A 22,127-nucleotide genomic window follows, 5' to 3' on the forward strand; every position below is an offset into this window, starting at 1 on the left:
CACATAGGGAGGATAACGGAATGGGCAAGGACAAAGTAAGAATTGGCATCATCGGTGCTGGACGGATCGGCAAAATTCATGCAGACAATCTCCTGCGCAACCCGCATGCCGAGATTGTGGGAATCAGTGACTTGTTTGCAGGTCCTGAATTGGAGGCTTGGGCCTCCGACCGTGGCATCCCTGTTGTAACAACGGATAGCAGCCAGTTGATCTCGATGCCTAATGTAGACGCGGTACTGATCTGTTCTTCAACAGATACACATGTGCCGCTGATCGAACAGGCCGCTCAGGCGGGCAAACACATCTTCTGCGAGAAGCCGGTTAGCATGGATCTGGCACAGACCCAAGCGGCTGTAGCGGCAGTTCAGAAGGCTGGCGTGAAGCTGCAAATTGGATTTAACCGCCGTTTCGATCACAACTTCAGACGGATACGTGCACATGTGCAGGATGGTACGATTGGTGATCCGCATATTATCAAAATTACTTCTCGTGACCCGAGTCCACCGCCTGCAGAGTATATCCGGGTATCTGGCGGGATCTTCATGGACATGATGATCCACGATTTTGACATGGCTCGGTATCTGTCCGGGAGTGAAGTGGAAGAAGTGTACGCTCAGGGCAACGTGCTGATCAATCCGGTCTTTGCAGAGCATGGTGACGTGGATACAGCGATTGTAACGATGACGTTTGCCAATGGAGCGATTGGTGTCATTGATAACAGTCGTCAGGCTGTATACGGGTATGACCAGCGTGTTGAAGTGTTTGGCTCGATGGGCAGCGCCGCAGCGGCGAATGATCATCCGAATACGGCTGAGATCAGTACAGCGGCCGGGCTCATGCGCGACAAACCGTTACACTTTTTCCTGGAACGCTACAATGAAGCATATGTACAGGAGACAGCTCTCTTTATCGATGCAATCCTCCATGATACAGCGGTTATCGTAGATGGCCACGATGCAGTACAGGCAGAACGAATTGCGCTGGCAGCAAAACTGTCCATGGAGCGGGGAAGACCTGTAAAGCTGAGTGAAGTTCCTGGGATGTCACTGGAATCGCAAACGGCAATGCCATAGTGGATGATTAAAGTCATTTTTTTCTAATAGAGGGCATGAATAGTCCAAGTTTTTGTTTTTATAAATATCAGGTTGTTATGGACGACTACAGAAAGGAGTGGATGGCAAGATGTCAGAACGTATTGTGAAACCCGTGGTCAACCCGGAGGGAGACGGTACACTTATAAACGTAACACCGGAGTCGGCTGGGTGGGAATATGTTGGCTTTCAGGTAGCGAAGCTGGCAGAGGGGGAGACACTAACCCGTGAGAGCGGTGATCAGGAACTCTGTGTGGTGCTTCTCAGTGGTTTCGCCAATGTAAGTACCCGGGAGCACACATGGGATAACATCGGGAAAAGAATGAGTGTTTTCGAGAAAATACCTCCGTACTCGGTCTACGTCTCAACTTCCGATCAAGTGCAGATCACAGCACGTACCGAACTGGAAGTCGCTATATGTGTTGCACCCGGTAAAGGCACGTATCCAGCTCGTCTCATTGCACCCGAAGATGTAGGGGTAGAGGCGAGAGGGTATGGCAATCTGGAACGCCAGATTCACAACATTTTGCCAGAACAGAAGGAAGCAGACAGTTTGCTCGTTGTTGAGGTGTTTACACCAGATGGGCACTGGTCCAGTTACCCGCCACATAAGCATGATCGGGATGCACTCCCGGATGAATCTTTGCTGGAAGAAACGTATTATTTCCGTGTGCAGCCTGAGCAGGGGTTTGCCATTCAGCGCATATACACGGATGATCGTTCTGTGGATGAGACGCTAGCAGTGAAGAACGGAGAAGTGGTGCTTGTTCCGGACGGATATCATCCGGTAGGCGCTCCTCCGGGGTATGAGGTCTACTATCTGAACGTGATGGCTGGACCAACCCGGACCTGGAAATTCCATAACGATCCTGACCATGAGTGGTTGATGAAAAAGTAAAACAGTTCATGCTACGCACATTGTGCTGGCTTCAAGTTGCGTATGCAGACTTCCCCCTGCATAATGAGAAGAGAACAATTATCTATGTATAACGAAATTTATATATAGCACAAATGGGGAAAAAACAATGAAAGCAACCATATACGATATAGCACGCGAGGCGGGTGTATCCATTGCAACCGTCTCGCAGGTCATTAATGGCAAAGGCAAGATCAGTGAGAAGCGGCGCGCCGAGATTATGGAGATCATGGAACGCCTTCACTATCAACCCAGTGCGATCGCAGCTGCACTTACAGGTAAGCAGACGTATACATTGGGACTGCTCGTACCGGACATCTCAAACCCGTATTTCGCAGAACTCGCCAGAGCGGTGGAGGATCGAAGCCGTCAATTGGGTTACAGCGTGGTCATCTGCAGTACGGATAATAAGGACGAGCGGGTAGAGCGTTATCTGAATCTGCTCCAGCAAAAAAGGGTCGATGGCATGATGATCGGAACCGGAATCGATAATGCCGATATTTTGTCACCCCTCTTGCAGCAGTCCATCCCTGTCGCTTTGATTGCTCGCCATATGCCATCCCTGTCGGTGCATACAGTCACCATTGACGACTTGCTTGGCGGCACGCTCGCAGCGCAGCATCTGCTTGAACTTGGACACACCCGTGTAGCGGTTCTGTCGGAACCGTCCAAAGTCAGCAGCAGTCAGGAACGTGTACGTGGATTCCGCGAAACATTGAATAAGGCAGGTCATACGCTGGAACCGAATCAGATCAGAGAATCGGCAGCTGACTTGAGCTCGGCCAAAAGAGAGGCGCTACTGCTGCTCGGTGAGAAGGATCACCCGACAGGTTTGTTCTGTTGTAATGACATTCAGGCCATCGGTGCTCTTCAGGCTGCCAAAGAACTGGGGCTACGCGTGCCAGAGGATGTGTCCATTATCGGATTTGATAATACGATTCTGGCTTCCGTGACGAGTCCGCCGCTTACAACCGTTGCCCAGCCAATTGAAGAACTGGGACATCGCGCTGTAGATCTGTTAATTGAAGAATTAAAGGATAAGCGTAAAGAACCGCAGAAGATTGTCCTGAAGCCTGAGCTGGTTATCCGAGAATCAGCAGGTCATATATTGAGCTGAAAACAATTAGGTTTCTGATATAACCTGATCAGTTGTGATGCCAAGCCTACGTGTGTCATATTCATGGCTCGGGATAAGGGTTATCGTTTTGCCTTATTCCAAATAGGTGATAAAGCAATATAACCAAGTAACAAACAAGCCGCATTCACCCTATGGGAGAACGCGGCTTGTTGATTTATATCTTGAACTTTTTCACTTCTTCAGCGAGCGTATTAGCTTGTTGAGCCAGTTCATTGGAGCGTTCCGAGATACTCGTAATATAATTGAACTGTTCTTGCGTTGAAGAGGCAACCTCTTCGGTGGAAGCGGCGCTCTGTTCGGACATGGCCGCAACACTGGAGATCACTTCAGCAATCTTGCCAGAACTGTTATCCAATTCGGTTGTTGCAGACGATACTTGTTGAAGCTGAGTGTCAATGCCTTCAATAGATTGCTTGATTCGCATAAATGAGTTGCGCATCTCATGTACGGCAGCAACCTGTTGCTCAATACCATGTTCAGCAGAATCGACCTCGCTCACGCTTTGGTGGCTAGCCGCCTGGATTTCATTCAGCAACACGATGATGTCCTGAGAAGAGCCGGCGGATTGTTCAGCCAGTTTGCGCACTTCCTCGGCAACCACCGCAAATCCACGTCCATGTTCACCCGCTCTGGCGGCTTCAATCGAAGCGTTCAGTGCGAGCAGGTTAGTCTGGGAGGCAATACCTTGAATCATGCTGACGATGCTTTCAATCTTCTGTGATTTGTCTGCGAGTAGATTGATTGATTCACCCACACGGTCAATCGATTGGCGGTTACCATCCGAAAGCTCCACCTGATGATCTACCGCTTGTAGCCCAGCTAGCATGGCTTCTCCTGCCTCACGCATCATCGTTACGGACTGCTCGACACTGCGATTGATACCACCAACACTATCACTCATCTCCGACAGACGGCTTGAGCCATCATACACGGATTCAGCCTGTGTACTGGAACCTTGAGCGAGTTCATCAGTGGCAATGGAGATCTGCTCAGCGATGCGTTTGGTTTTATCTGTATGCTCCTGCATCTCACCCGAGATACTTTGTACGCGATCAGCAGAAGCCGTTACTTGCCTGAACAGCGAGCTAAGCTGATCGGACATCTGATTGAATGCCATACCTAGTTCAGCGAATTCATCTTTGCCTCTGATCTGCACCCTTCCTGTAAAATCACCACTCGACATTTGGCGGGAGGTCTCATGGAGATTTCTCAGTGGCTTGATGAAGAGTGTTGCGATCCAATAGGCACCTGCCAGTACAACCAATAATGTAATGGCGATAATGAGAATGTAGTTATTGCGCAATTCATAATAGTCCGCATAGGCGAGTTTCTCAGATATGACTGATCCGATAATCCAACCAGTACTTGGAATTTGTTTGAAGTAGAGGAGCAGATTTTCTCCGTTATATTGGAATGATCTTTGTCCTGAAGGATGCGTTTGCATCTCTGCAAGCAACGGTCCCAATTGATCGTTGTCTGCGGCTGAAGTACTTGCAAGATCAGCCTCGGGATGAGCTAAAATAACTCCCTTTTTGTCGAGCATAAAAGTGTAGCCTAGTCCATCCAGGTTAATTTGGTTGACTGTATCGGTTAACTTGGAAAGTAGAATATCAGAAGCAACCACTCCCCGTATTGCACCGTTTTCTGTCTTTACTGGCATGGCTATAGACACCGTAAATTGTTTGGATTTGTTGTCGATGTAAGGGTCAGTAAAAATCAGCTTGTCTGCTTGTAGAGCCTCTTTATACCAAGAACGATCCCTGGGATCATAATCTTTATCTGGGACGAAGTCAGAACCATTTATAAACTGTCCTTCCTTATTTCCGTAAAATATGTCCTCTAAGTTGTTAGGGTTGGTGCCCTTATACATGATGGACAGATAATCTTCATTAAGATCAGAAGATGAAACAGCCTCCTGAATTACAAGGCCTAGTGTTTCCACTAATTTCTCGTTTCCGTGTAACCAGCCGTCCAACTGAAATGTTGCGGTAGATATTAATCCTTCTAGTTTGTTGTTCACACTCTGAGAAGCTTGGTTTTCCGTTTGAACCAAACCAAGTGGTGCGAGCGCGCCAGCTGTAAGCAGAACAGTGACGAAGAAGGCTAACATCAATTTGAGTTTTAACTTCATACTTTTCCCCCTAGATGTCATGAATGTGTTAGTATGTTTGAAGCTTATTATATATATCGTCAAATAATATTTAATCCTTAGGCGAGACCAAATACTAAAATGTGGAAGAATAACGAACACAAAACGAGTTTTATTTGATATATAATATGTAAGGTCTCAATTTCTAGGGGGAGGTTAGACTGTGAAAAACAGAATCAAGATGATTATAGGTATCGTCACGATTATTGTTGTCGTAGCTATTGCAGTGCGTATGTATACCTCTGGTCAATATACGAAGTATATCCCCAGCAAACATACGACGTTTCGAGCAGAGGTTACAGATCATATGAGCATGCTGGATCGATTGGATCGACTGACAATTAGGAAGATTTCAAGTGCAGATTCGTATAATGAAGATGATGAAGTGACGATTACAGATCCCAATGAGATTAGAGACATGCTGAAGCTATTAAAGGATATTCGACTTAAAAGAGTACGGGAATTCGACGTTTCCGAAAGGAATCCATATTATTATGAATGGCGACTTACCATTAATAAAGAAGGTCGCTTTACCGATGGATTTGAACTGACGTTTTATAATGAAAAGTCTATCTCCATCTACAATGAGGCGAAAACGAGAGACGAACTTGAAGACTACGAGATTACCAATGAGTTTAATCTGAATGAGATGGACCGCCTTTTTGGAAAGCTGAAGGAGGAGCAAACATGAACAAGACCAACTATCATGTGCGTTCGATTGAGGAACAGGATATCCCCTTTCTGTGGGAGATGTTATACGCATCCCTGCATACACGAGAAGGTGATGAACCTCTCCAACTCGAAAGTATACATACGCCTGAGCTATCCAAATACGTTGAAGACTGGGGAAGAGAAGGGGATTTCGGGTATGTTGCGGTAGACCAGCAGGGCAAGAGACTAGGTTCAATAACATTACGATTCTATGCGGATCAGAATGCGGGATACGGTTATGTGAATGCAGCTACGCCAGAGATGGGAATGGCTGTAACGGAAGATGCACGTGGGAAAGGAGTAGGTACCTTACTGCTTCAGACCGCATTAGATGAGGTTGAACGGCGGGGAATTGAAGCAGTCTCGCTTAGTGTTGACCCGGATAACCAAGCGATTCGCTTATATAAGCGGTTAGGATTCGTGGTGGAGTCCCTAAATGGTACATCGGTAACGATGGTGCGTGTAAGTAACTTGAATCTTAAATGATGAGCGTTCGGATCACTGGCATAACTGAGTAAGCAAAGTGGAACTGCAAAAGAAAAGGCGCTTCCTCATGGGGAACGCCTCTTTCTGTGTGCCATGTACAGCATCGGTATCTCTCTTATTATACTTAGTCCGTATCACTTCAATATTTTATTTCAACAAAAATGCCAAAGCCTCATCATACGTTTCCCATTGAAATTCAGTTTGGTGCGCCGATTCTTTGGAAATCCGATTCAATTGCATTTTGGCGATTGCACCACCTACCGCTACACTGGCTCGCTTCATACCCCACTGTGTCAGTAATTTCTGATGCTCCACAATTTTTTCTTTGGTATCCTGAGGGAAAGCTTTCATGTTCCGCATATCTACTAGCACATCAAACGAATTCCCCAATTGTTCCGCTATTCTCTTGATTTCTGTATTCGCTTGTTCAACATGTTCAGGAGAAACAATACCTTCCCAGAGAATTTCAATAATAGGTTTAGTTGAATCCAAACGTCTAACAGACATGTAGGCAACTCCTCGATAATAAAATAATATGTAATATATGAGACTATAAGCCTATTAATTATACCTTTTTATAGCGAGAATGAAAACTGAATTCATAATATAGTGGTTCTTATGGACTACTTATTCCTAGGGAAGTTAAATTCAGGGATTGTTATCACATCGTCATTGGGAGGATGGCTGGATAGCTAAAAGCCATCCAGAGGATGAACTCCAGATGGCTTCTATGATTGTAACATGATAAATTGAAATTCCTGCGTAAGTTAGAAGCCAATCTTCAAACTGTTGCCTTCTGTAGCTGCACCTTTGGAAAGGGAAATGCTCAGCTTTTGTTCTGCCGAGAAACCAAGTGTTTCCCCGTCATGCAGTGTGACGTCGTTTTCAACCACATACGTTGTTGTCATGAACATCATCTCAAATACATCGCTTAAGGATTCAGACGATTGCATAATCTCCATCTCTTCTTTACCAAAGTTACGTAGTCCGTAAGTGTAAGCTGAAGCGCCTTCGGCATTTTGGAATAATCCGATGAAAATCCAGAGCGAGACGGGCAACTCATCATGTTTGATCCCACGGCTAGTTTCGACATATTGACTGGCTTCAACAACAAGTGGTGCCATGTATATGGCCAGCGCGTGATCCAACTGTAATAAGGCACTTGCTGTTTGAGTGAACAGAACATGTCCATCAATAGCATTTGTTGCGTTCAGAACAGAGACAATAATCTGAGACTGGTGCCGTGAGGTAACTTGCTCCGCTTCTCGCCAAAGGATGTTTAGCTTGGCATTCTCCTCAACTTCACGGTCAGGTACAGGCGCGGCAATGTGAGCACATACCACCTGCATCCCATTCACCTCAAAAAAGAGATTGCCCTCCTCCGGCCGTTCTTCAATCTCGATATCCCATTCGTTCTTCATGTTCCTGATGAAAAGGTCAAAATCACAATCGTCACGCTCCAGCAGGACAAAACCCACGATGGTTTCACTGTAATTAGTCGATTCCACAGCACCACCTGCAGGTACCTTCTCCTTTTTGCGCCGCCGAAGCTTGTCAAACAATCCCATGACATGTTCTCCTTCCAATTCCAGAACGATTCTGGTCATTGTACACTGCTATCTATTCACTACCTTACCATAAAGGATTTAAACATGAATCGAAGCAATGCACCTATCGACAGGAAATTAGAGGAACAGGACCAGCAACAACGCAATGATCGCAGGCAAACCTTGTTTAATAATGATCGACCGTGAAGAAGTTGCTCCTCCATAAAGAGCCGCAATAATCACACACGCCAGGAAGAAAATCTGAATATGCTGTCCAACGGCAGCATCCGGATATACGAGTCCCCAGATCAGACCTGCCGCAAGAAATCCATTGTAAAGACCTTGATTGGCCGCGAGGGACTTGGTGGATTTGGCGAATTCCGGCGTGAGATTAAAGGTTTTCATAGTGCGTGGACGAGTCCACATAAACATCTCCATCACCATGATATAGAAGTGTTCGACAGCTACAAGAGCTACAAAAATGATACTAATCAAAGGAAACACCTTGCTTTCTGATATGTAATTTATTTACTTGTCCATCCTAGTATAAATGTTTGCAACAAGAACGGAAAGAGTAAATTTAATTTGTAACAATTTAATTGCGTATTATTTAAATTATTTATCGTTTTCCAGTTGAGTTATGATGTTGAAATTAAAAAATGGTTACAAAGCTAAGCATACGCCGATTGTCGACAATCCATTCATTGGGTAATAATGAACAATAAAGAAGTGATATTGCTCAGGAAAGGGAGAGGATTACCATGGGAACGGTTCAATTCGTCTTGTTGGCTGATGATCCATCCACATTTGTGACCCGAGTTGTACCTTTTATCGACATTGAGCTTGCAGGAATTCCGGGTGACCGTCATTATGGTCTGCTTCGTCCGGCGGACTCACGTCAGAAAATCTACAAGCGTGGCACACCGATTGCGAATCGCCGCCAGCTCAGTATTGTGTCTGAGGAAGAATGTGCTCTTATTGCTGAGAAAATGAACATTCCTGAAGTGCGTCCAGAGTGGCTTGGTGCCAATATACTGGTTCGTGGCATTGATCGATTGACGGAACTGCCTGCTGGAACGCGGCTCCTATTTCCAAACGGGACAGGGTTAATATGCGAAGGGGAGAACCTTCCCTGTGTACATCCGGGGAAAATGATTGAACAATTCTACGAGCAGGACGGTTTGCGCAAAAAATTCGTGCCTGCGGCTCGCAAAAAACGTGGGATTGTGTGCTCGGTTGAAAGGGAAGGTATAATCCATACGGGGGATACCATAGAAGTCATTCGCCTGTCCTGATTCTCAGGACAGGTTAATTTATTAGCCCTCGGCGCTCACCATTCAGATGTCTAGAGTGTAAGTACTCCTCTGGTGTACTGCCAATAATGGACTTGAAATCTCGGATGAAATGGGATTGATCATGATATCCAAGATCCTGAGATAGCTTAATCAGGTCACAGTGAAGACCGCGGTCCATCCATTCTGCAGCATTTTGCAGACGATACAACTTGATTACCGTTTTGGGTCCGATGCCCACATACTGATTGAACAGGCGTTGAAGCTTTCGGGTATGCATATTCCAATAAGAAGACAGATCATCCACTCTCAGCATCTCTCGGTTCTGTTCGATCTGTTGCACAATATCATGAACCATTCTTGCTTGAGCATCTTCAGCAGGAAGATGTGCACACAATAGCTGGTCGATGTAACTGGTTTTATCTGCATCATCCCCCGACCCAAGAAGTCGGTCTTCCAAGGATTTCGCTGTGACGTCCAGAATATTGGATACATTCATCGGCTGTCCGTACAAGGATGAGACAGGAGCCCGGAGGAAGGGATAGAACCCTCCTGGTTTGAACTTCACGCCAAACACACGACCTTTTCCGCTCACAAGATAGGAGAATTTACGTCCCGATGGTCCGAAGAAAAACGTATTGTTCCGTTCCACAACCAGATTGACACAAGGGTTAGGCACGACATGTTGGGGATACGGTTCAGATCCAGTCAGATCCCACGATACGATCCAGTAATGTTTAACAAAAGGGCGAAGTGCTTCGGAAGGAGCATGGCGTGTCAGTTGATATTTATGATCACCTTCATTCAGATTCAACAGGCCCATGCTTGGTCTGTCTCCTTGTTCTACCTGTTTCATCTGGACACCCCTCCTGCTCATCTCAAATTATTTAGGTTCTCTGAACAACAATGCCCGCACAGCAAAACGGGGTAAAATGAGTTGCCTGCTCCATCTCGAAGGTTGACTGAGGAGGCGATAGAGCCATTCCAGGTTAAGCTTCTGCCATATCGCAGGGGCACGTTTGGTTTTGCCAGCCATGATATCGAGACTGCCTCCTACACCTATGGCTACACGAGCGTTCAACTGGTGGCGATATTTGTTAATCCAGTGTTCCGCATGGGGGGCGCCCAGAGCTACGATAAGAAAGTCTGGTTGAGAAGTACAAATCTCTTCCACAATCTGTTGTTCCTCATCTGCCTGGAAATAACCATGGTGTCTGCCTTTTAAGATAACTCCGGGGTAACGCTGTGCTATGACTTTTACTGCCTGTTCACTTACACTTTCCTCTGCTCCCAGCATGTAGAATGACCAGTGTTCTCGATCACCTTCCTCCAATAAACGAAACAGCAGATCACAACCGGTTACCCGTTCAGTTAATTGTCCGCCCCGAAAACGGGATACCATCACAATGCCGGCACCGTCAGCCGTGACCAACCCGGCTTGATCGACAACCTCGCGAAGAGAGGCATTCTTTTGACAGGACATGACAATCTCGGGATTGCCTGTGATGACATGGAATAGTTCATTGCTTTCCTGATCTACAACTTCACCAAGGATTGCAACCGTTTGATTCATCGTTATATTGGGAAAAGGGATGCCCATAATATTCGTTGATTGGCTCATATCTCATTTCCTTTCTGATTCTGTCTCATCACCTTGAACAGTCCTGTTATTTCATTCCAGTTTAGTATATCTGATCTTCTGGGAAAGCACTATATGGGCGCAATTCGTTTGGATTAGGGTATAACATTCCCGAAAACATAAAGAGCTTATATTTTACCTGTTGTCGCGTTTTTACAATACGGCCTTTGGGGTATAACGATAGGATAGGAGTGCGAGCTTGACAGATCGCGTATCCAATACATAAAGGGAGTGAGTCCATGGAACTGAAATATGAATTCTATATCAATGCAGGACTGGAAGAGGTGTGGAATGCTCTAATATCACCAGACGGCACACGGAACAGTTTTTTCGGCAGTGAACTTCGTACCAATTTCCAACCAGGTCAGCCGTTTGCTTATGTAGGGCCAGGTAATGATGGTGCGGAGACGGTCCATGTGTATGGAGATATATTGGAATTTGAACCGCTGTCCAGACTTAGCTATCAGGAGCATCCCGGACCGTCGTACCATGCGAATCATGCCGAGCTTCAATCCAGAGTGGTCTTCCAGTTGGAAACGGTTGGTGAGTGTACGAAGCTGACGCTGATTAATGATCAGTTTACAGATAACCATCCTTCCATTGCGAATGCACAGAGCAGCTGGTGGATGATTCTAAGTAGCATCAAAACTTGGGTGGAGACGGGTAAAACACTGAATTTTGGCTGGTAGCTGGTAAGAGGCAGTCATTTAAGATTTATTTTTCATAAAAATAAAGGCATTTAATATAAGAACCAGTGCTGATTCAGTGCTGGTTCTTGTTTTTATACAAAATTAAGACCATTGCTCTACACTTAATGTCTGATAATGTCGAAATATATATCATATGAGCTAAGAGGAGAAATGAGCATGTTTCGTAAACGTACTGAATCGACCAAACACCTTCGTATAGATGCGCATCAGAATTTACTGGAGTATAGTCGTAAACTGGTAGCAAACGCAGAAAAGGGCGACTATGACGCATGGATCGAAGATGGCATTGAGTTTCAGGATACCGATGAAATAGCTAGTAATATCAAAAAAGCAGTACATATGATGAAAGCTCAAAACGAAGACGTGGAAATGCGCCTTAGAATGCTGAATCAGGCGATGCATGTGGGATTATGGGAATCTGAAATTGTTGCTGGTGATCCACTGGATAACAACAATATCGTCGCATTTTCGAATGAATTCCGCCAAATGTTAGGCTTCCATAATGCCAAGGATTATCCCAATTCATTTGCAAGCTGGGCGAAATCGATATATCCGGATGACAGACCCCAACTGGTACAGGAGATTATGAAACATGTGAATGACATAAGAGCAACAACTGCCTATAACGCCATCAGCCGTATGATTACTAAAAGTGGAGAAATTCGCTGGTTCCGATGCCTTGGACAAGTCATCCGAAATCAGGCTGGAGTTCCGGTCAAACTTCTGGGTATCATGTTTGATATTCATGAGGAGAAGAGCAAGTCGGATGAGCTGGAAGCACTCGTCACCCGATATGATCTGGTTAACCGTGCCTTGGTGGAGGCACCGTGGGATATGACTGTTGTGGCTGGAGATGTAGTTAATCCAAATAACGAATTTTGGTGGTCACCCCAGTTCCGTAAAGAATTAGGGTTTAAAGACGAGCAGGATTTCCCGAATGTGTTCAGCAGCTGGAGCAGCCGACTTCATCCGGAAGACCATGATCGGACGATCAACGAATTTGCCAGACATATGAACGATTACAGTGGTCGTACACCGTACGATCTGGATTATCGTCTGCAGCGTAAAGACGGGGAGTATCGGTGGTATCACGCGGGTGGGGAGACCATTAGGGATCAGGATGGAGTACCACTCCGTGTAGCTGGAACCATTCGAGACGTCACCCATGAGAAGAATAAGGAACAGATCGTGGAAGCCATGAATCTGAAAACAAAACAATTGTCAGAGTCCATTGGCGAGATGGTACGTGGAATCAACTCGATTACCGATCAGGCACAGGATCTGGTTACTGCACAGGAGTTATCTGCCGATGCAGCTATTCAAGTGAAGAGCAGTGCAGATGATACGAAGAATATTACGGTGTTTATTCGAGAGATTGCCAGTCAGACCAACCTGCTCGGATTGAATGCAGCAATTGAAGCTGCACGAGCGGGAGAGCTGGGACTGGGGTTTGGCGTCGTTGCTGGTGAAGTGCGGAAGCTGGCTGATCATAGCTCGGAGGCCACAGTAAATATTGAAGACAGCATGCAGAAGATGAAAACACTGATTGATCAGATTCTTGAGCATATCGGTAATATGTCCACGTTAACGCAAAATCAGGCTGCCCTGACACAGCAGGTGAATGCTTCAATGGATGAGATTAACACCATGTCACAGGATCTGGTTGATTACTCGCGGAATCTATAATCTCGAAGTCTATTGTAACATCAGAATCATTGGCACACATCATCAACAAAAAATCCACCGGGATGCATTTCTGCTCTCGATGGATTTTTTGTATTTTCTATATATAGCTAAGATGTGTAGCTTCAGTTACAGCTATTGAATTAAACTTGTTGAACTTTGATCAGGTTTGTATTACCGGATTGACCGATTGGAACACCAGCGGACAATACAATGATGTCACCTTTTTCAATGTAACCTGTTTTGATTGCGTTACGCGTAGCCGATTCGAACATTTCATCCGTTGTCGTTACTTTGTCGCCCATAACCGGAATAACACCGGAGAGCAGGCAGATTTTCGCCAATACTTCTTCATGTTGTGTAACTGCAATGATTGGCGCTTTTGGACGATATTTGGAGATCATGCGTGCTGTGAATCCACTCTCAGTCGAAGTGATGATTGCTTTTGCATTCAGTACGAGGGAAGAACTTACAGCGCCCTGACTGATAACTTCAGTAATATCAGCGATCTGTTGAGCCGATTTTTGTGCGAATTGCTCTTTGTAATCGATCATTGTTTCAGCACGGCGAGCAACAGCAGCCATCGTGCGCACGGATTGTACCGGATATTTACCAGCAGCTGATTCACCGGACAACATCACAACGTCAGCACCTTGAAGTACAGCGTTTGCCACGTCACTAACTTCGGAACGAGTAGGGCGTGGGTTTACTTGCATGGACTCCAGCATGTGTGTAGCTACGATAACCGGTTTACCAGCGCGGTTACATTTATCGATCATTTCTTTTTGCATCATAGGTACGTCTTCGATAGGTACTTCAACCCCAAGATCTCCACGAGCTACCATGATGCCGTCAGATGCTTCAATAATATCGTCCAGGTTAGTCATACCTTCCTGGTTTTCGATTTTGGAGATGATCTGTACGTGGTCTACACCGCGTTCTTTCAAAATGCTGCGGATTTCACGGATGTCATCACCTTTACGAACAAAGGATGCTGCGATAATTTCGATATCGTTTTCGATCCCAAATCCGATGTGCATAACGTCACGCTCGGTTACACCTGGCAATGTCGTTTTGATTCCTGGCAAGTTAACCCCTTTGCGTGGTTTCAGAATGCCGCCACTGATGATTTTACAATGGATATCGGATCCTTCCACAGACAGTACCGTCAGATCCACAAGGCCATCATCGATGAGGATACGATCGCCGGGTTTCACAACGAGGTTAAGTTCCGGATAGTTTACAGAGATACGCTCAGCGTCACCGAGAATTTCTTCGGTAGTCAGGATCAGCTCTTTACCAGCTTGCAGATGGCAGGATGCTTCTTTCAGTTTACCGATACGTACTTCCGGCCCTTTGATGTCCATCATGATCGGTATATAGGTGTTCAGTTCGGAAGCTGCTTTACGGATATTGTTAATCCGTGTAACGTGATCTTCCAGTTCGCCATGAGCCATGTTCAGACGGGCAACGGTCATACCTTCCTGAATCATTACTTTCAACAATTCGATTGAGTCACAAGCAGGTCCCATGGTACAAATAATTTTTGTTTTTAACATGCTAATTTCCTCCTCATATTTAAGCTTATATGTGTATTGTAGCGTTTTCTGTCGAAACAGGGTATGAACTATAGTACAATGATTAGAGTATAGTCCAGTAATGAGGTGTGTTATGGTTACTCCACTTGAAGTACGACACATTAATGGTGTTGGTTGGTACGAAGAAGCTGTGCAAACTCAAGAGACTTGGCGGCTTAGCTTGGTTACATATGGGAAATGTGTATATTGGGTGAACGGTGATAAACAGATCATGGAAAAGGGTGAATTGCTACTCATTCCAGGTGGTGTCCCGTATTACGGCAAGAGTATTCCTACGGTTACGCACACACAGATTGTGATTCAACTGCAACGTGACCATACGGAAGGTTTACCTGCACTGGAGCGGTATGAGGCTTTGCGGCATAAACCTGGATGTTATGAACTGATTCACCAACGTATGAGCGCTATCCATCAGCAGTGGCAGGAGCGTCCATCTTATTATGTCATGATGAGCCAAGCCTTATTGATGGAAGTGTTGATTTATATGAACAGAGAGCTTGATCGGGGAGTCATCCCGCCGGAGAGACATAATCATGCTGAACGGATGAAGCGATACATTGAGCGGCATTATCGGGAGAGAGTGACGAAGGAAGAACTCGGGGATGAGATTGGTAAGACCCCCAATTATGCTGCTGCATTATTCAAAAGCATGACGAATCAGACCATCAGCCAGTATGTCCATGATCAACGAATGAAAAGAGCGATATATCTGCTCACCGAGTCGCAACTCTCCATCCAGGAAATTGCCGAATTTCTCGGCTACCGGGATCTGTCTTATTTTTACCGCATATTCAAACGTATAACCGGAAGTCCACCGTCTGACCTTCTTCATGAACGTCCACCTATAGTATGAAACGCGTAGTCCAACCCAAATAAAGTTCTTCTATATAAGTAGGTTTAATTAAATGAGTACAAAAAAAGAGGGCCTATGCCCTCTTTTGCTGTATAGCAGGATCATCATCCGCCTGTTACATATATAAATGTCGTTATACATGACTGCTTGGATTAGAAGCTGTGAGTGGCTGCTTGCCTTTTTTTCGTGCCTGCCCAAGACGAAGAGCAAAGACATGTACAGTCCAATACGCGGCCTCAGCAAACAAAATGCCTCCAGCGATGTCCAGCAAGGAATGCTGTTTTACAAACACCGTTGAAGCAATAATCAACCACAGCCATACCGACCAAGAAATCCGAGCCAAAGGTTTAAAGTTCAAGTGTCTGTTGATCACAATAAACAGCAAATAGCTGGTCAGAACATGAACACTTGGGAAACAGTTGAAGGGCGCATCATTGGTATAGATAAACTGTACTAACACGCTGCTCAGATCAGTTCCGCCGATCTCCGGGCGCGGGACATGGGTAGGGAACACCGCAAAACAGACATTGGCAGCCATGACACCAACATTATAGGTAATCAACGTACGCCAGAATAGCGACTTGTTCGTCAGACCCAAATAGAGAAATCCAAGATACAGAATGGGCATCCAGCTAATGTACGGATAAATAAATTCTTTGAGAAAAGGAATCTGTGTGTCAATCCAAGCATAATTGTAGAACACATCACTTCCGGTGTTGCTGCCTAAAAAAACGTAAATGGAGCCTTGGAGCGGTATGCACAGAATAGCAAGTAAATGCCCCCAGCGCTGAAAGAATGCTTTCATAGTATCCCCCTGATTTCATTATGCATTGTGAAACTATCGTTAATGGGTACTTCATAGATATATGACGTTGAAGAGTCGCAACACCCCTGCAGCTTTGAACTCTTGTAATACTATAATGGACAGATAAAGGTATAAGCCATACCTGATTTTAGGGGAAAAGAAGTCAGGAGAAGTCTCTTTTTTGTTACTTTTATAGTTTTATCCATAATAGGAATATTCAATATGCGGATGATGTGATACAACTATATTGGCATATAAGTTCTTATGACAACGGAAAACAAAAATGAAACGAGGCAGGTAAATGTATGATTAATCCGCAACCCAAGCCAAAACATTCCTTTTCCGAGCGCAAACCTGTGCTCACCGTTGTGATTATTGAGCTGCTTCTCCTGTTAGCCGTATTTGCTGCAGGGGCCATTGCAACGATAAAACAACTGGACTACACTTCCCCTGTACTCATTTCCTTTACACCCATCGCAATGGTTCTGATGATCTATCTGACGTTAAGGCGCAAGTGGGGAGAGACTGGCTTCCGATCTTTGCGAAGTATCCCAGCTGACCATGCAAAGTATTATATTCCACTACTCCTTGTACTGGGTACACTTGCCCTGAAAGGGTTTGGGGAGCTGAGCTTGTCACGGGTAGCTTTTTTCATCTTTTTTACCTTGCTCGTAGCTTTTGTAGAGGAAACGATCTATCGTGGACTTATTTTCAAAACATTGCTTCAAAAAAGTGCAGCGGCCGCAGTTGTGACCTCCAGCATCTTGTTTTCGATTACACATCTGCTGAACGCATTGTCTGGTAAGGATATAGCAGATACGATCATGCAATTGATCTATGCGCTGCTCTTGGGAGCTGTACTTGCATTATTGATGCTGAAGAACGGAAATATCGTACCGCTTATATTGTTTCATTTCATACATAATCTGATTCAATTTCTAGGGAATGATCTGGAGGACACAGGGACACTTCCTTACGATCTGTTTATACTTACAGTACTGATTGCTTACTGTGCATGGTTAGTGTGGAGCAATCGAACACATTCGTCCATTCCTTCTAAAGGGAATGAGCAAGCGAATACGGTTGTTCATTAATGGTATTGCGGATATTGCTTGAAAGTAGTTATCATACAGTTTCCCGTCAGCAGTTGGATCATGGTATACTTCAGTCTGGCGGGAAGACAGATATGTTCATGATACGAGGTCTGCCTATCCGTACATTAGGTTTAGACAGTAGGTGATATAGTGGAGAAGACAGCACAAGATGTAGCAGAATGGATGGTACAGGAGATTAAATTCACAGGAACACTTCATCAGGAAGCTGCCATAGAATATGTGAAGACCCATTTTGGCGAAGAGTTTGTTTTTGTGAACGAGAACGGCAATACATCATTGTCCAAAGAAGTGAAGAAAGCTTTCCGAAAGCTTCATCGTGGGCAGATCGCTTGGGATCGGGATGCATTTATGTGGGCATGGACATAGTGTGTTATACTGGAGTAAGATGATTCATTGGTTGTGTTGGATATGCATGTCACAATATTATATAAAAAATGTATAAGATGGATTAGATCTGCATATCCTTTCATAAGACCGTACACAAGCGACCAGGCACATAAGCGTGATAAACCCTGGCCCCACGCGTGTTAATAACATGTATTTCCAAAGCTGTTTGAAAAGAAAATACAAAGATTTGCTTTTTGACTGAAATGGAGTTATAATAAAAACAAGTTGTAGAGAGTGGAAAACCTAATTCATATATTGTAAAGGGCGATCACTTATAGGTTTATGACTGGTACCTTTTTCAATGTGTGAATTTTTATTTGCTTGCTGCAAAGAACAAAGGAACATGTTAATCTTTATTTGGAGGTGTAATTCACATGCAAAACGGAACAGTAAAATGGTTCAACGCTGATAAAGGCTTCGGTTTCATCGAAGTTGAAGGCGGAGAAGATGTATTCGTACACTTCAGCGCTATTACAGGCGAAGGCTTCAAAACGCTGGACGAAGGTCAACGCGTGCAATTTAAAATTGTACAAGGAAACCGTGGTCCTCAAGCAGAAGAAGTTGTAAAACTGTAATTAAAGCATAGCTGCCTTTAACATGTTATAATGGTAAAGGCAGCTTCTTTTTTTTGATCAGTTATATAAAATTCGGCCCATTAGTTGTCGAGGCAGGAGTTCGGTGGGACTTGAAACTTCCGCTAAGTGTAGGCTTCTGTGAAATAACGTCGGTTAGATGTTTTTCCATAACAAAGGGGGTAGAAGTCATGTATAATCGCAAAAAACCGTTGGAAGAGATTCCACAAGCTGATGCGGCAATCTGGGAATGTACGAGTGATACGTGCAAAGGATGGATGCGGGACAATTTTGCGTTTGATAACGTACCTACTTGTCCGATATGTGCTTCTGAGATGGTCAGCACGACTAGGATGCTACCATTGCTTGAGAATTCGAATAGTAATCTGAAAACGATGCCTAAAGGAAATCGGATTTAACATAGCTTACCCGCCTCTAACGAGGTGTTTTTTTTTAAGATCAAATAGACACCCTGTGCATAGGTAAGGGTATTAAATATGAAGTTCCCGGCATTCGTTTTGGCGAATGCCTTTTTTGTATCATTTTTAAACAAAAACTATAGTGTAATTGACGTGAATCGTATGAAAAAGATAAAGACCCTTTTCGCTATAAGCAAAAAGGGTCTTTGTTCTGACTACAATTTTACCATGATCAGATTGGAATTTAGATGAACAGGAATGGCAGCAGAAACAATGTTGCTACCAGAGCCAGATCGATTCCCGCTCCATAGCCGTAACCCCCGCCGTATCCTCCGTAACCATATGGGCCGTAGGCTGAAGATTTAACTTTCTTCTTTGCAACAGCGTTTTTCTTGCTGCTTTTTACCAGTTGCTGTTTGGATTTGACTGAACACAGCCGTGGTCCCTCGAAACATCCGTTCAAATAAACTTTGCCATCACGACATTGACTAAGCGTACCATACATATGCTTACCGTCGTTCATAACGAGACAAACGGAACGTCCAACGTGCGGAGAAACCGTTTCTTCACATACCGGATTAATTCTGTACATGCAAATCCTCCTCATTAGATGCGGTTGCCGCTTGAATTCAACGGTTTGTATATCATAGTAAAAAGAAGAGCAATTGGTATGGACGAGTACCCGGAAAATCGAATGGGGAGGAGCCGTTTTTGAATCTGCTCCATACACTGGGAGGAGTGAGGAGGGGATGTCGCGTGGATTATCATGACATGCTGGCTCGGTTAGGGGAGGGAAGTGCCCATCCTGGAGGATTTTTGGCAACGCTGAAGTTGCTGGATAGCTTATCTCTGCCTGTGGGTAGTCATATTCTTGAGATAGGGTGCGGCACTGGGAGGACTGCATGTTATCTAGCTAAAAATGGATATCGGGTAACGGCGATTGATCTTCATCGCAATATGCTGGATAAGGCAATTCGGAGAGCGAGACGAGAGCGGGTGGATGTTCGATTTGTTCAGGCTGATGTAGCATCGTTACCTTTTCCTGAAAATCAATTTGATGTGGTATTCGTGGAGTCGGTCACGATCTTCACTCCATGGCGGAGTGCACTTGCTCAGTATAGAAGGGTGTTGAAGCCCGGTGGACTTTTGGTGGATCGGGAGATGGTTCTATCAGGCCAGAAGACCGAATTGATGTGTCGCAGGTTAAAGCAATTTTACGGTATACGAACCCTGGTAACGGCCACAGCATGGAGAAAACGCCTCAAACAGTGTGGTTTCACCAAGGTAGAGGTCAAAGAACATTCACGATCCATGGGAAAATGGGGCGTTGATCATGATCCACATCGCGAGATCGATATGAATTGGTTTGAGGATGAACGTATGCAGCGAATGAGTCGAACCAATGATCGTTTGCTCGCGAAGTACGGCAAAAAGTTGGGATATGCTGTTTTTGCGGCTAGGGCACCGTTGGAGGTCGAAAAGGAAAAATAGGAAAAAGGCAACTCACACAATTAAACTGTACCCTATAGAGTAGACACTTTAAAAAAGTCTCTCTATAGGGTATTTTTGTTGTATACCATGAATGAGACAAGGACGGAGAACGATTAATGAGTAAAAAAACATTTACAACCGGCGAAGTAGTGCAACTTGCTACAAATCCCTATGTGAAGTCTGTTTCGACCAAGGGAATCACTTATACGGACGAGTTCAAACAGTTCTTTATTACATTAAATCAGCAAGGAAGGATGCCTAGAGAGATCTTTGAGACATGTGGATTTGACGTTCAAATCATTGGGATGACTCGGGTCAAAGCCGCAGCTGACCGATGGAGAGCCAGTTACAACGAGCAAGGAGCTCTAGGCTTACAAGATACACGAGGCAAACATTCAGGAGAGTCTCTAAAACGTGAGTTAACCTTGGCAGAAAAGAACGCGAAACTCGAAGCACAGATTCACCTGCTCCAAGCAGAGAATGAACTCTTAAAAAAGATTCGCCTGGCCGAACGGGGGTGGAACCACGAGTAAAACTAACGCCTAGTCTTCGATACAGGTTAATCCGAACCGTGATTGAGAAATACCATCTTCAGCGAATGGTAAGTGTTCTGTGTGAGACCGCCGAGGTCTCCAAAAGCGGATACTACCGATACTGGAGCACTTCAGCCATTCACAGACGCACGAAGAAGGAACAGGTTGATGAGGAAATAGGTGTGTACATCCGTCGAGCCTTCCAATTTAAGAAACGTAACAAGGGCGCTCGCTCCATTAAGATGACGCTGCAAGGACAATTTCAGATCATGTGGAATCTCAAGCGCATCCGAAGAATCATGAAAAAATACGATATTGTATGCCCTCATCGACGAGCTAATCCCTACAAACGAATGATGAAGGCAACCCATGAGCATCGAACCATGCCTAACCTGTTACAACGCAACTTCAAACAAGGCATCCCGGGCAAAGTACTTCTAACAGATATTACATACTTAAGTTACGGCCAAGGGAAACGCGCCTATCTGTCCACCATCAAGGATAGTTCCACCAATGAAATTTTGGCTTATCATGTGTCGGAGCGAATGACGATGGATCTGGCGACAAACACGTTGCTCCACTTACAGAAAAACCGCAAATTCAAGAAGAGTCATGATGCTTTCATTCATTCCGATCAAGGTACGCACTACACTCATCCGGATTTTCAGAAGAAAGTGAAACGGATGGGCTTGGGCAATCCATGTCCAGACGAGGAAATTGTTGGGATAACGCACCGCAAGAGTCGTTTTTTGGTCATTTTAAGGACGAAACTTCCTTAAAGAGCTATGCCACGTTAGACGAAGTCAAACGAGAAGTTAAAGCCTATATGACCTACTATAATCACTATAGATACCAGTGGAACCTAAAAAGGATGACCCCTGTACAATACAGAGATCATCTTCTTGAAGCCATATAGTTTTTTTTAGAAATGTCCTTTACATAGGGTACAGTTTAATCGTGTGGGTTGCCTTTGTTTTGTACTGACAGTACGT

23 protein-coding genes and 1 pseudogene are annotated in these 22,127 nt (G+C 44.8%); 15 read left to right on the top strand and 9 right to left on the bottom strand.

Features of this window, described 5'->3' with window-relative positions:
* The first annotated feature begins 20 nt into the window (after positions 1 to 20).
* The 3 genes from iolG to AC4E8D_RS01635 all read left to right on the top strand — a co-directional run bounded on the left by iolG (position 21) and on the right by AC4E8D_RS01635 (position 3,124).
* The gene (iolG, locus tag AC4E8D_RS01625) at positions 21 to 1,073 is read left to right on the top strand and encodes an inositol 2-dehydrogenase (protein ID WP_307540588.1); all 1,053 of its coding nucleotides are present in this window, start codon (positions 21 to 23) and stop codon (positions 1,071 to 1,073) included.
* A gap of 109 nt (positions 1,074 to 1,182) precedes the next feature.
* On the top strand, positions 1,183 to 1,989 hold the full coding sequence (gene iolB / locus AC4E8D_RS01630) for a 5-deoxy-glucuronate isomerase (RefSeq protein WP_221824325.1): 807 nt from the start codon (positions 1,183 to 1,185) through the stop codon (positions 1,987 to 1,989).
* A 127-nt stretch (positions 1,990 to 2,116) separates the two neighbouring features.
* Positions 2,117 to 3,124, top strand: coding sequence for a LacI family DNA-binding transcriptional regulator (locus AC4E8D_RS01635; protein ID WP_221824323.1), 1,008 nt, complete (start codon positions 2,117 to 2,119; stop codon positions 3,122 to 3,124).
* Between the two features lie 175 nt (positions 3,125 to 3,299).
* Here AC4E8D_RS01635 and AC4E8D_RS01640 read toward each other — a convergent pair whose 3' ends face one another.
* Positions 3,300 to 5,276, bottom strand: coding sequence for a methyl-accepting chemotaxis protein (locus AC4E8D_RS01640; RefSeq protein ID WP_221824321.1), 1,977 nt, complete (start codon positions 5,274 to 5,276; stop codon positions 3,300 to 3,302).
* A gap of 181 nt (positions 5,277 to 5,457) precedes the next feature.
* Here AC4E8D_RS01640 and AC4E8D_RS01645 point away from each other — a divergent pair, with 181 nt between their 5' ends.
* Together AC4E8D_RS01645 and AC4E8D_RS01650 are read left to right on the top strand one after the other, a co-directional pair.
* On the top strand, positions 5,458 to 5,985 hold the full coding sequence (locus tag AC4E8D_RS01645) for a hypothetical protein (protein WP_221824319.1): 528 nt from the start codon (positions 5,458 to 5,460) through the stop codon (positions 5,983 to 5,985).
* The gene (locus AC4E8D_RS01650) at positions 5,982 to 6,491 is read left to right on the top strand and encodes a GNAT family N-acetyltransferase (RefSeq protein WP_221824317.1); all 510 of its coding nucleotides are present in this window, start codon (positions 5,982 to 5,984) and stop codon (positions 6,489 to 6,491) included. The genes AC4E8D_RS01645 and AC4E8D_RS01650 overlap by 4 nt, the downstream gene beginning before the upstream one ends.
* Positions 6,492 to 6,638: 147 nt before the next feature.
* Here AC4E8D_RS01650 and AC4E8D_RS01655 read toward each other — a convergent pair whose 3' ends face one another.
* The 3 genes from AC4E8D_RS01655 to AC4E8D_RS01665 all read right to left on the bottom strand — a co-directional run bounded on the left by AC4E8D_RS01655 (position 6,639) and on the right by AC4E8D_RS01665 (position 8,533).
* Positions 6,639 to 6,998 carry a hypothetical protein gene (locus AC4E8D_RS01655; RefSeq protein WP_221824314.1) on the bottom strand — a complete coding sequence of 120 codons (360 nt, stop codon included), beginning with the start codon at positions 6,996 to 6,998 and terminating at the stop codon, positions 6,639 to 6,641.
* Positions 6,999 to 7,258: 260 nt separating this feature from the next.
* The gene (locus tag AC4E8D_RS01660; protein WP_221824313.1) at positions 7,259 to 8,098 is read right to left on the bottom strand and encodes a DUF4261 domain-containing protein; all 840 of its coding nucleotides are present in this window, start codon (positions 8,096 to 8,098) and stop codon (positions 7,259 to 7,261) included.
* Between the two features lie 78 nt (positions 8,099 to 8,176).
* On the bottom strand, positions 8,177 to 8,533 hold the full coding sequence (locus AC4E8D_RS01665; RefSeq protein WP_036608019.1) for a DUF1304 domain-containing protein: 357 nt from the start codon (positions 8,531 to 8,533) through the stop codon (positions 8,177 to 8,179).
* Between the two features lie 266 nt (positions 8,534 to 8,799).
* Between AC4E8D_RS01665 and AC4E8D_RS01670 the strand changes: the two genes are divergently transcribed.
* A complete protein-coding gene (locus AC4E8D_RS01670) occupies positions 8,800 to 9,333 on the top strand; it encodes an MOSC domain-containing protein (protein WP_490205775.1) in 534 nt (177 codons plus the stop codon).
* Positions 9,334 to 9,346: 13 nt separating this feature from the next.
* On the opposite strand, the gene AC4E8D_RS01675 is transcribed toward AC4E8D_RS01670, so the two are convergent.
* Both AC4E8D_RS01675 and AC4E8D_RS01680 read right to left on the bottom strand, forming a co-directional pair.
* Entirely contained in the window at positions 9,347 to 10,186 is an 840-nt protein-coding gene (locus tag AC4E8D_RS01675) for a DUF6597 domain-containing transcriptional factor (RefSeq protein WP_490205776.1), read from the bottom strand.
* A 27-nt stretch (positions 10,187 to 10,213) separates the two neighbouring features.
* Positions 10,214 to 10,951: a WecB/TagA/CpsF family glycosyltransferase gene (locus tag AC4E8D_RS01680; protein ID WP_490205777.1), complete on the bottom strand. Its 738-nt coding sequence runs from the start codon at positions 10,949 to 10,951 to the stop codon at positions 10,214 to 10,216.
* A gap of 257 nt (positions 10,952 to 11,208) precedes the next feature.
* Here AC4E8D_RS01680 and AC4E8D_RS01685 point away from each other — a divergent pair, with 257 nt between their 5' ends.
* Together AC4E8D_RS01685 and AC4E8D_RS01690 are read left to right on the top strand one after the other, a co-directional pair.
* Positions 11,209 to 11,658, top strand: coding sequence for an SRPBCC family protein (locus AC4E8D_RS01685; protein WP_017691129.1), 450 nt, complete (start codon positions 11,209 to 11,211; stop codon positions 11,656 to 11,658).
* A gap of 177 nt (positions 11,659 to 11,835) precedes the next feature.
* Positions 11,836 to 13,365 (top strand): methyl-accepting chemotaxis protein, encoded by a 1,530-nt coding sequence (locus tag AC4E8D_RS01690; protein ID WP_490205778.1) that lies wholly within the window; start codon positions 11,836 to 11,838, stop codon positions 13,363 to 13,365.
* A 140-nt stretch (positions 13,366 to 13,505) separates the two neighbouring features.
* Here the strand turns inward: AC4E8D_RS01690 and pyk are convergent, their stop codons facing one another.
* On the bottom strand, positions 13,506 to 14,921 hold the full coding sequence (pyk, locus tag AC4E8D_RS01695; RefSeq protein WP_036607968.1) for a pyruvate kinase: 1,416 nt from the start codon (positions 14,919 to 14,921) through the stop codon (positions 13,506 to 13,508).
* Positions 14,922 to 15,033: 112 nt separating this feature from the next.
* Here pyk and AC4E8D_RS01700 point away from each other — a divergent pair, with 112 nt between their 5' ends.
* A complete protein-coding gene (locus AC4E8D_RS01700) occupies positions 15,034 to 15,813 on the top strand; it encodes a helix-turn-helix transcriptional regulator (protein WP_221824303.1) in 780 nt (259 codons plus the stop codon).
* 133 nt (positions 15,814 to 15,946) lie between these two features.
* On the opposite strand, the gene AC4E8D_RS01705 is transcribed toward AC4E8D_RS01700, so the two are convergent.
* Positions 15,947 to 16,618 (bottom strand): phosphatase PAP2 family protein, encoded by a 672-nt coding sequence (locus tag AC4E8D_RS01705; protein ID WP_076329982.1) that lies wholly within the window; start codon positions 16,616 to 16,618, stop codon positions 15,947 to 15,949.
* A gap of 305 nt (positions 16,619 to 16,923) precedes the next feature.
* On the opposite strand from AC4E8D_RS01705, the gene AC4E8D_RS01710 reads away from it, so the two are divergent.
* The 4 genes from AC4E8D_RS01710 to AC4E8D_RS01725 all read left to right on the top strand — a co-directional run bounded on the left by AC4E8D_RS01710 (position 16,924) and on the right by AC4E8D_RS01725 (position 19,111).
* Positions 16,924 to 17,712 (top strand): CPBP family intramembrane glutamic endopeptidase, encoded by a 789-nt coding sequence (locus tag AC4E8D_RS01710; protein WP_339181311.1) that lies wholly within the window; start codon positions 16,924 to 16,926, stop codon positions 17,710 to 17,712.
* Between the two features lie 150 nt (positions 17,713 to 17,862).
* Entirely contained in the window at positions 17,863 to 18,099 is a 237-nt protein-coding gene (locus AC4E8D_RS01715; RefSeq protein WP_405131220.1) for a DUF6953 family protein, read from the top strand.
* Positions 18,100 to 18,494: 395 nt separating this feature from the next.
* Positions 18,495 to 18,695, top strand: coding sequence for a cold-shock protein (locus AC4E8D_RS01720; RefSeq protein ID WP_024633772.1), 201 nt, complete (start codon positions 18,495 to 18,497; stop codon positions 18,693 to 18,695).
* A gap of 188 nt (positions 18,696 to 18,883) precedes the next feature.
* Positions 18,884 to 19,111, top strand: a complete 228-nt coding sequence (locus AC4E8D_RS01725; RefSeq protein WP_017691121.1) for a cold-shock protein — start codon at positions 18,884 to 18,886, stop codon at positions 19,109 to 19,111.
* Positions 19,112 to 19,355: 244 nt separating this feature from the next.
* On the opposite strand, the gene AC4E8D_RS01730 is transcribed toward AC4E8D_RS01725, so the two are convergent.
* Positions 19,356 to 19,703 carry a hypothetical protein gene (locus AC4E8D_RS01730; protein WP_221824299.1) on the bottom strand — a complete coding sequence of 116 codons (348 nt, stop codon included), beginning with the start codon at positions 19,701 to 19,703 and terminating at the stop codon, positions 19,356 to 19,358.
* A gap of 164 nt (positions 19,704 to 19,867) precedes the next feature.
* On the opposite strand from AC4E8D_RS01730, the gene AC4E8D_RS01735 reads away from it, so the two are divergent.
* Positions 19,868 to 20,602 carry a class I SAM-dependent methyltransferase gene (locus AC4E8D_RS01735; protein WP_490205779.1) on the top strand — a complete coding sequence of 245 codons (735 nt, stop codon included), beginning with the start codon at positions 19,868 to 19,870 and terminating at the stop codon, positions 20,600 to 20,602.
* A gap of 116 nt (positions 20,603 to 20,718) precedes the next feature.
* Positions 20,719 to 22,051 (top strand): annotated as a pseudogene (locus tag AC4E8D_RS01740) (IS3 family transposase).
* Positions 22,052 to 22,127: the final 76 nt, after the last annotated feature.

This window comes from Paenibacillus sp. SRL342, assembly GCF_984798905.1.

Excerpts from the sequence above, each read along its gene's own strand:
- iolG (WP_307540588.1), top strand. The coding sequence starts at position 21 with ATGGGCAAGGACAAAGTAAGAATTGGCATCATCGGTGCTGGACGGATC.
- iolB (WP_221824325.1), top strand. The coding sequence starts at position 1,183 with ATGTCAGAACGTATTGTGAAACCCGTGGTCAACCCGGAGGGAGACGGT.
- AC4E8D_RS01635 (WP_221824323.1), top strand. The coding sequence starts at position 2,117 with ATGAAAGCAACCATATACGATATAGCACGCGAGGCGGGTGTATCCATT.
- AC4E8D_RS01640 (WP_221824321.1), bottom strand. The coding sequence starts at position 5,276 with ATGAAGTTAAAACTCAAATTGATGTTAGCCTTCTTCGTCACTGTTCTG.
- AC4E8D_RS01650 (WP_221824317.1), top strand. The coding sequence starts at position 5,982 with ATGAACAAGACCAACTATCATGTGCGTTCGATTGAGGAACAGGATATC.
- AC4E8D_RS01655 (WP_221824314.1), bottom strand. The coding sequence starts at position 6,998 with ATGTCTGTTAGACGTTTGGATTCAACTAAACCTATTATTGAAATTCTC.
- AC4E8D_RS01660 (WP_221824313.1), bottom strand. The coding sequence starts at position 8,098 with ATGACCAGAATCGTTCTGGAATTGGAAGGAGAACATGTCATGGGATTG.
- AC4E8D_RS01670 (WP_490205775.1), top strand. The coding sequence starts at position 8,800 with ATGGGAACGGTTCAATTCGTCTTGTTGGCTGATGATCCATCCACATTT.
- AC4E8D_RS01675 (WP_490205776.1), bottom strand. The coding sequence starts at position 10,186 with ATGAAACAGGTAGAACAAGGAGACAGACCAAGCATGGGCCTGTTGAAT.
- AC4E8D_RS01680 (WP_490205777.1), bottom strand. The coding sequence starts at position 10,951 with ATGAGCCAATCAACGAATATTATGGGCATCCCTTTTCCCAATATAACG.
- AC4E8D_RS01685 (WP_017691129.1), top strand. The coding sequence starts at position 11,209 with ATGGAACTGAAATATGAATTCTATATCAATGCAGGACTGGAAGAGGTG.
- AC4E8D_RS01690 (WP_490205778.1), top strand. The coding sequence starts at position 11,836 with ATGTTTCGTAAACGTACTGAATCGACCAAACACCTTCGTATAGATGCG.
- pyk (WP_036607968.1), bottom strand. The coding sequence starts at position 14,921 with ATGTTAAAAACAAAAATTATTTGTACCATGGGACCTGCTTGTGACTCA.
- AC4E8D_RS01700 (WP_221824303.1), top strand. The coding sequence starts at position 15,034 with ATGGTTACTCCACTTGAAGTACGACACATTAATGGTGTTGGTTGGTAC.
- AC4E8D_RS01705 (WP_076329982.1), bottom strand. The coding sequence starts at position 16,618 with ATGAAAGCATTCTTTCAGCGCTGGGGGCATTTACTTGCTATTCTGTGC.
- AC4E8D_RS01710 (WP_339181311.1), top strand. The coding sequence starts at position 16,924 with ATGATTAATCCGCAACCCAAGCCAAAACATTCCTTTTCCGAGCGCAAA.
- AC4E8D_RS01720 (WP_024633772.1), top strand. The coding sequence starts at position 18,495 with ATGCAAAACGGAACAGTAAAATGGTTCAACGCTGATAAAGGCTTCGGT.
- AC4E8D_RS01725 (WP_017691121.1), top strand. The coding sequence starts at position 18,884 with ATGTATAATCGCAAAAAACCGTTGGAAGAGATTCCACAAGCTGATGCG.
- AC4E8D_RS01730 (WP_221824299.1), bottom strand. The coding sequence starts at position 19,703 with ATGTACAGAATTAATCCGGTATGTGAAGAAACGGTTTCTCCGCACGTT.